General features: G+C 52.4%; 8 protein-coding genes. 2 read left to right on the top strand and 6 right to left on the bottom strand.

Annotated elements, in window-relative coordinates:
- The 6 genes from ABYW01_RS11105 to mpl form a co-directional block, all read right to left on the bottom strand.
- On the bottom strand, positions 1–647 hold a 647-nt coding region (locus tag ABYW01_RS11105; RefSeq protein ID WP_372832719.1), incomplete at its 3' end, for a class I SAM-dependent methyltransferase.
- Between the two features lie 44 nt (positions 648–691).
- Positions 692–997 (bottom strand): hypothetical protein, encoded by a 306-nt coding sequence (locus ABYW01_RS11100; protein WP_372832718.1) that lies wholly within the window; start codon positions 995–997, stop codon positions 692–694.
- A 56-nt stretch (positions 998–1053) separates the two neighbouring features.
- Positions 1054–1854, bottom strand: a complete 801-nt coding sequence (locus ABYW01_RS11095; RefSeq protein ID WP_193954921.1) for an undecaprenyl-diphosphate phosphatase — start codon at positions 1852–1854, stop codon at positions 1054–1056.
- 3 nt (positions 1855–1857) lie between these two features.
- Entirely contained in the window at positions 1858–2547 is a 690-nt protein-coding gene (tsaB, locus tag ABYW01_RS11090; protein ID WP_372832716.1) for a tRNA (adenosine(37)-N6)-threonylcarbamoyltransferase complex dimerization subunit type 1 TsaB, read from the bottom strand.
- Positions 2548–2602: 55 nt separating this feature from the next.
- Entirely contained in the window at positions 2603–3220 is a 618-nt protein-coding gene (locus tag ABYW01_RS11085) for a flavin prenyltransferase UbiX (RefSeq protein ID WP_372832714.1), read from the bottom strand.
- Entirely contained in the window at positions 3217–4587 is a 1371-nt protein-coding gene (gene mpl, locus ABYW01_RS11080; protein ID WP_372832713.1) for a UDP-N-acetylmuramate:L-alanyl-gamma-D-glutamyl-meso-diaminopimelate ligase, read from the bottom strand. The genes ABYW01_RS11085 and mpl overlap by 4 nt, the downstream gene beginning before the upstream one ends.
- Before the next feature lie 195 nt (positions 4588–4782).
- Here mpl and ABYW01_RS11075 point away from each other — a divergent pair, with 195 nt between their 5' ends.
- Positions 4783–5784 carry a class 1 fructose-bisphosphatase gene (locus tag ABYW01_RS11075; RefSeq protein WP_193954917.1) on the top strand — a complete coding sequence of 334 codons (1002 nt, stop codon included), beginning with the start codon at positions 4783–4785 and terminating at the stop codon, positions 5782–5784.
- 120 nt (positions 5785–5904) lie between these two features.
- Positions 5905–6438 carry an inorganic diphosphatase gene (gene ppa / locus ABYW01_RS11070; protein WP_193954916.1) on the top strand — a complete coding sequence of 178 codons (534 nt, stop codon included), beginning with the start codon at positions 5905–5907 and terminating at the stop codon, positions 6436–6438.
- Positions 6439–6507: the final 69 nt, after the last annotated feature.

Raw genomic sequence — 6507 nt, 5'->3', positions numbered from 1 at the left:
TCCAATAGCTGCTCCGCATCGGTATCATCCCCCACCACCGGACGAAATACCCGCATCTCCTTTTTTACCAACGCCGATTTATCATTATGCGGAAACATCGGATCAACATACACCACCTGATAAGATTCACCCGCGGCCCGCTGTGCCTGCATCCACTCGATACTGTTAGCATGATGCAGCTGCATTCGATTAACAATTTCGGCCACATCCCAATCTGCTGCAGCCCTCTCCAGGCCGTCTTTCAGCAATGCATGAATGACCGGAGCCCGCTCCACCAGCGTCATATCACAGCCCAACGTAGCCAGTACGAACGCATCTTTACCTAAACCGGCGGTCACATCCAGCACCTGCGGACGCACACCAGCCTTTACGCCAACCGCTTTGGCGATCATTTGCCCCTTACCACCGCCAAACTTTCGCCGGTGTGCCGTTGCGCCCGCCAGAAAATCAGCTTTAATGGCACCAGGCGCCTTTTTTCCTGTTGCCTGCAAACTCAGCCCATCCAGCCCCACTTGCAATAGCACCTCAAAGCGGTCGATCTCCTCCGTCCCTGTCAGCAGAGGGCAGGACAGTTCTGTCGCCAGCGCCTCAGCGCGTTCAGAACAGGAAGGGTCGGTCAGTAAAACAGCCAGAGCATTTTCAGTCATAGATAGATTCGGTCAGTAGAACAGAGCGGTAATATGAAAAGAGATCAGACATAGAGATCAACACCCACCAGCTCACCGCTCGCTGAACGTGGCTGGAAGCTGGCGGTTTCAGTGTATGTTTCCAACGCAGAGCGCACCGATAGTCCTATGCCCTCAAGGTGTTCGAAGGATTCACCCTGCGAACTACGTTGTACGTATTCACCCTGTAGCGCTGCGGAGTAGTTAGTTTTGCGAGTAGCATCCAGTCGCTGACTGTCGTTGAGCGTCTGTACCGGTTGAGGACGCGTAGCCGGACGCTGTTTCTGCAAAACAGACAACGGCTGCAGCGAGTTATGCGCACCTACCTGCATCAGATTCCTCAGCTTCGGTTAATGACCCAAACACTCTGGAGATTCGATGGCCCGGTTCAGGCCATAAAATAGATCGCCAGTAACGCAACGCCTAAAGCTAAACGGTAAATCACAAATGGCAACATGCCAATACGATCCAGCCATTTCAGAAAGAGGTGAATACAGCTGTAGGCACTCACAGCAGCGATCGCAGCACCACCTGCCACCATGACCCACTGAGCATCCGTCCCCGTCTCCATCAGTTCCTTACCTTTCAGCATACCAGCACCCAGAATCACCGGGATCGACAACAGAAAGGAGAAACGCGCTGCGGCCTGCCGTTCCAGACCCAGCATCAGCGCTGCGGTAATTGTAATACCACTACGCGAAGTCCCCGGAATCAGAGCCACTGCCTGCGCAACACCGATGATCATTGCATCTTTCAGCGTGATTTTTTCCAGCGGACGCACTTCGGTACGGTTCACATCAGCCCACCAGAGCAGTGCGCCAAAAATCAGTGTTGTACCTGCGATAACCAAAATGGATCGGCCATAGACATCAATGATGTCATTGATCGCCAAGCCAAAAGCCACAGCCGGAATGGTCGCCAGTGCAACATACCAGGCCAACCAACCTTCAGGGCTCATACGTCCCCGCAGGGAATTCAGCCAGGCACCAATCATCGTCACGATATCTTTGCGGAAGTACAACATCACAGCACTCAGCGTGCCGACATGCACCCCCACATCAAACGCTAATCCCTGATCTTCCCAACCAAATAACTGCGACGGCAGAATCAGATGGGCAGAGCTGGAGATCGGTAGAAATTCGGTCAATCCCTGAATAAGAGCGAGAATCGTAACTTGTAGCCAATCCATAACTTACTGTTGGTCCTTCTTCTTCCATGCAACTTGATCACGTAAATAAACCGGCAGCGCTTCTTCTGGCGGCACGGCTTTCCCTGCTTCCCAATCTTGCAACGCCAATGTGACAATCTCTGCCGCCGCCGGATACACCGTATCGTCTAACGGTTGCACGGCTTGCTGCACCTCTGCGGACATATCCTCCAGATAGCACCAGCCGCTGCCACCTACCGTCCAATGCTGCGATTCCTCTGGCAACTGCAACTGACCGGGTGCACACACCGTTTCAGGCATCAGAGCTACCGGCAGACCGTTCTGAATCTGGTATGCACAGCAGTAGATTTCATTCATCCGCGCATCCAGCGCGGTCACAATAAACTCTGCCCCCGTATCACGATAGATACGCAATGCGATCGCCGCCAATGTAGAGGTTGGCAGCATCGGTAACTCCGCTGCAAACGCCAAACCTTGGGCGGCCCCGGTTGCGATACGAATGCCGGCAAATGAACCCGGCCCACGACCTACGGCGATAGCATCCAGATCCGATACTTTCAGATCACAATCGCTCAACATCTGCTGCACCATCGGCAACAGCTGTTTCGTATGCTGGCGGGGAATAATCCGAAAATCCTGTTTTACTTCACCATCAATATCCAACGCGACAGAACAAGCATCGGTGGACGTATCCAGCGCTAAAATCTTGGGCATGACTCAAACCTGTTTACAGATAAGGGGCGGATTCTACTCTGACAAGACGCTGATTTCACCTGATCAGGTCATCTCCCCAGCGCGGCATTAAGGTCTGTTCAACACCAAGCTGGTTCAGAATACGGGCGACGACAAAATCGATCATATCTTCAACCGTGGCGGGCTTGTTGTAAAACCCCGGACTGGCGGGAATCACCACAGCCCCCATACGCGTCAGTTTCAGCATGTGTTCAAGATGAATTTCAGAGTATGGCGCCTCGCGTGGTACAAGAATCAACTGACGACGCTCTTTCAAGGCCACATCAGCCGCACGCTCGATCAAGTTATTGCTCGCACCACAAGCAATGGCAGACAGAGAGCCCGTGCTACAGGGACAGACAACCATCGCAGAGGGCGCACCAGAACCAGATGCCACTGGGGACATCCATTGCTCACGACCAAAAACACGTATCTGACCGTCTTTGGCGTTGTATAGATCGGTGAGGAACTGCTCTTGCTCAGCGGTTGCACCCGGCATCTTTAGCTCAGTTTCGGTCGCAATGACCACCTGCGCAGCGCGGGAGATCAGTACCAGCACCTGAATGTCGGCAGCCACCAGACACTCCAGCAAACGCAAACCATACTGCACACCAGAAGCCCCAGTAATGGCCAGTGTCACTCGATCAAGCTTCATGCACTCTTCCCCTCCAGCGCAGACACCAAGCGTCCGTGGATACCTTCGAAACCACCGTTGCTCATCACAACCACATGAGTGCCCGGCGCGGCCAATTCTGATACCTGACGCACAATATCCTCGGTATTATCACAGACATAAGCCGGTACCGGACTGTCTGCCACCGCAGCTTCCAGTGACCAATCCATATCTTTGGGTTGTGACCAGAACACCTGATCCGCCATCACCGACGATGCCGCCAGCGTATCCTGATGCACACCCTGCTGCATGGTGTTCGAGCGTGGCTCGATCACCGCGATAATCTGTGCGTTCCCCACATTGGCACGCAAACCGGCCAGCGTGGTTTCAATCGCCGTAGGGTGATGAGCAAAGTCATCGTAAACTTTGATACCGTTCACATCCCCCACCAGCTCCATACGCCGTTTTACACCACCAAAGGCACTTAATGCCTCGATTGAATGCTCCGGCAAAACGCCCACATTCCGAGCAGCAGCCAATGCCACCAGTCCGTTATTCACACTATGCAGACCGGTCATCGACCATTCCACGACGCCTTTCACTTCACCGTTATGTAATAACTCAAAGCAAGAACCGTCTTCAGACAACAGGTTGGCCTGAAACTCAGCATCCCCCCCGTCAACGCTGGTTTGTACCAATTCACTCCAGCATCCACGCTCCAGCACTTCTTCCAGCGCAGGCTGCCCTTGCGGCAGGATGATCTGACCATTGCCCGGTACAATCCGAATAAGGTGGTGAAACTGAGTCTGAATCGCCGCCAGATCAGGAAAAATGTCGGCGTGGTCATATTCCAGATTATTCAGAATCAGCGTGCGTGGGCAGTAATGCACAAACTTCGAACGCTTATCAAAAAACGCGGTGTCGTATTCATCCGCTTCGATGACAAAAAACGGGGAACCGCCAACCCGAGCAGAAACATCAAAATTCTTAGGGACGCCACCGATCAGAAATCCCGGCTTCATACCGGCATGCTCCAGAATCCAGGCCAGCATGGTGGCTGTCGTCGTTTTGCCGTGGGTTCCGGATACCGCCAGCACCCAGCACTCTTGTAACAGATGTTCGTGTAACCACTGTGGACCTGAGGTGTATTTCAGCCCTCTTTCGAGCACATACTCTACCGCCGCATTACCCCGCGACATCGCATTCCCTACCACCACCAGATCAGGTTCTGGTTGCAGATGCGCAGGATCATACCCCTCCATGAGTTCGATACCCTGCGCTTCCAGCTGGGTACTCATAGGTGGATAAACGTTCGCATCAGAGCCTGTTACACGATGCCCAAGCTCTTTCGCCAGCAGTGCCAGCGATCCCATAAAGGTGCCACAAATTCCGAGAATATGGATATGCACTTAGCAGTCTCCCTGATGAATCAATGCCTTCCATGATAACAGGTTTTTTCTGGTAGCCGCGGGCAGCCGAACGACAGGAGATCGAATTTGTAAAAAAGCACAAATATTGACCTCCAAGCCATGCAATCCGCGGTTATATCACGTAAAATCGCAACCAACTTATTAACCTGCCACAAGCGGAGAGATACAGATCTGATGCAGACCCTGAGCCAGTTTCTGACCCACCAAAAAACGGATACCAATCTGGTTGACCTGATCGATACTCTGATGGTTGCCTGTAAAGAGATCGCTATTCAGCTGCGCGAAGGCGCACTTGCAGGCGTTCTGGGTACCACCGAGAACACCAATGTACAGGGAGAGACACAGAAAAAGCTGGACGTTATTGCCAATGACGTACTGAAAAAGGTCATGCTGGATAACCCGTTGGTTGCCGGTATTGCATCTGAAGAAGAAGATCATCCTGTTGCAGGCAACGAAGAAGGTCGTTACCTGATCATCTTTGACCCACTGGACGGCTCTTCTAACATCGACGTTAACGTCTCTGTGGGCACTATCTTCTCCATTCTGGAACTACCAAAAGGCCTGACCGGCGCTGACGAAAAAGCGTACCTGCAAACCGGTCGTGCACAGGTAGCATCCGGTTACGTACTCTACGGTCCATCCGCAGTGCTGACACTGACCACCGGTTCCGGCGTGAACATGTTTACACTGGCGCATACCGGTGACTTCCTGCTGACCGAAGAGAACGTCACTATCCCTGCGGACACGAAAGAATTCTCTATCAACATGTCCAACCAGCGTTTCTGGGAACCGCAGATGCAGAACTATATTGCAGATCTGCTGCAGGGTTCTGAAGGCCCGCGTGGCAAGAACTACAACATGCGCTGGGTTGCCTCCATGGTTGCCGAGGTACACCGTGTACTGACCCGTGGCGGTATTTTCTCTTACCCATGGGACAACCGTGACCCGAACAAGCCAGGTAAACTGCGTCTGATGTACGAAGGCAACCCAATGGGTCTGCTGATTGAACAGGCAAGCGGCAAAGCCAGCACCTGCTACGAAAACATCCTGGATATCGAACCTGATCATATTCACCAGCGTGTATCGGTTGCTCTGGGTTCGCGCAATGAAGTGACTTCTGCGCTGGAATACCATGCAGGCAATGAAGATTCGCAGGCAGCCAAGCTCAACAGTTAAACCGGGCTTATCGTACATTTCGCGGATTATCCTCAGCGTTAAGTAGTATTCATCCTTGCTTTACGATCCGGGTATAATCCGCCATCACTGAATTTTTTAATCGTTAACAGGAAGACAAGCATGAGCTTCGCGAAAATCCCTGCAGGCAAAGATCTGCCAAACGATATCTACGTTGTTATCGAAATCCCGGCAGAGAGCTCTCCGGTTAAGTACGAGATCGAAAAAGAAGAAGATGCGATCTTCGTTGACCGTTTTATGGCTGCGCCTATGTTCTACCCAGCCAACTACGGTTACATCAACAACACGCTGGCAGATGATGGCGACGCACTGGACGTACTGGTTATTACTCCTTACCCAGTTATTCCTGGTTCTGTTATCCGCTGCCGTCCTGTCGGCATCCTGAACATGACTGACGAAGCGGGCGAAGACGCTAAGCTGGTTGCTGTTCCTCACGACAAACTGAGCAAAGCTTACAAAGATGTTCAGGATATCGGTGACCTGCCTCAGCTGCAGATCGATCGTATCAAGCATTTCTTCGAGAACTACAAAGGTCTGGAAGAAGGCAAGTGGGTTAAAGTTGAAGGTTGGGATAACGCAGATGCTGCTCGCGCTGCAATCATGACCGCTGCTGCTGCATACGAAGCTGCTAAGTAAGTCTCACGACGACTTAGCGCTTTTGAAAACCCCGGGCCGGGAGACTGCCCGGGGTTTTCTTTTATCTGC

Origin of the sequence: Pontibacterium sp. (assembly GCF_041587635.1) — a bacterium.
Lineage (GTDB): Bacteria > Pseudomonadota > Gammaproteobacteria > Pseudomonadales > Balneatricaceae > Pontibacterium.
This window is presented reverse-complemented; position numbering and strand designations above follow the sequence as displayed.